The 280-nt window shown below is 41.4% G+C and carries 1 protein-coding gene; it reads left to right on the top strand.

Translation table 11 applies throughout. The annotated features are described in order from the left end of the window. A partial coding sequence (locus AAEY57_RS19735) for a glucan biosynthesis protein (protein ID WP_350608637.1) occupies window positions 1-280 on the top strand: 280 nt, incomplete at both ends.

The raw sequence follows: 280 nt of genomic DNA, 5'->3' as shown, positions 1-280 counted from the left end.
ATTCCACCCTGGTTTTTTATATAAAACACCTGTAACAATAAATACTGTTGATAGCGACTCTAAACGTAGCCGCTTACCTTTCAGCACCGACTTTTACCAATACGATGGCACTGCTGCACCACTACAAGAAGAAATAGCTAAAAGTGTGGCGGGCACTCAACTAGGCCATGCTGGATTTCGCTTACATTACCCATTAAATACTAACGAGTATAAAGACGAAGTAATGGTATTTCAGGGAGCATCGTATTTTAGAGTCGTTGGCCCTCAACAAGTTTATGGC

Origin of the sequence: Pseudoalteromonas sp. MER144-MNA-CIBAN-0113, from assembly GCF_040308965.1 — a bacterium.
Classification (GTDB): domain Bacteria; phylum Pseudomonadota; class Gammaproteobacteria; order Enterobacterales; family Alteromonadaceae; genus Pseudoalteromonas; species Pseudoalteromonas tetraodonis.
Note: the sequence above shows the minus strand (reverse complement) of the source record. Positions and strands in the feature narration are given on the sequence as shown.